Annotated in this window: 1 protein-coding gene and 1 pseudogene; both read right to left on the reverse strand. The window is 39.7% G+C overall.

Translation table 11 applies throughout. From position 1 onward, the window contains the following. On the reverse strand, nt 1-240 hold a 240-nt coding region (locus AAEY57_RS19320; RefSeq protein WP_350608585.1), incomplete at its 3' end, for a hypothetical protein. A gap of 116 nt (nt 241-356) precedes the next feature. Continuing rightward, a pseudogene (locus AAEY57_RS19325) lies at nt 357-788 on the reverse strand (tyrosine-type recombinase/integrase); the annotation flags it as partial. Nucleotides 789-876: the final 88 nt, after the last annotated feature.

Genomic DNA, 876 nt, shown 5'->3' on the forward strand with positions numbered 1-876 from the left:
GATGTATAGCGATTTGATTTTTTCATAGTTCCAGTTTCTCAAGTTATTGAGTCTCTGGCAAACACGGGGCGATTCATCATGAATTAGTAAAGAATCTTCTATAAACTCCACGGCACAGTATACTGGTTCACCACGGAATTCTTTTATGTGGTCAAGTATACGAATTACAGCACGATTCTTTTGAAAATAAAGGCCCTTCCCTGAGGTATTAACAGCCTCTCTGTTTGTTGTTTCTACCATAACATCCATTTATTCTTATATTTCTAGCTACTACAGGCGATAATTGAGCTATTCCCATTGGAAATAACCCTAAAACAAAAAATAATACTTTAACTTACCATATTTTTAATTATTTATTAATTGGATAAAGTAACTAAAATTCGAAACAAACCACTACCGCCCTCAGCGGAAGGATGCGTTGCTTCATAAACTTCGGATAATTTTTTACGACTAACATGCGTGTAAAGTTGCGTAGTAAGGATGCTAGCATGGCCCAGCATTTCTTGGATGTGACGAAGGTCAGCGCCATTGTCTAACATTGTTGTTGCTGTATTGTGGCGGTAATGGTGGCACGCGCCACTACGATCAAATCCGGCTAATTTCACGTACTGTGATGCCATATCAGACAGCTTACCCGGCACATAGCGTTTGCCATTGTTACCCAGAAACAGCGCCTTTCTAGATCCGATGAATGCAAACATTGGTCTGATCTTGCCAATGTAGAATGCTAACCACTCACATCCTCGCAAACTAATTGGCACCAAACGCTCTTTCTTACCTTTGCCGTGAACTCGAACTAACGTAACCGTCGGCTAAACCACACCTAAACATTTATTTTATATTCGCTAAGCTCATTTCTTTTTAATCACAGGAGTG

This window comes from Pseudoalteromonas sp. MER144-MNA-CIBAN-0113, from assembly GCF_040308965.1.
In the GTDB taxonomy this organism is placed as follows: domain Bacteria; phylum Pseudomonadota; class Gammaproteobacteria; order Enterobacterales; family Alteromonadaceae; genus Pseudoalteromonas; species Pseudoalteromonas tetraodonis.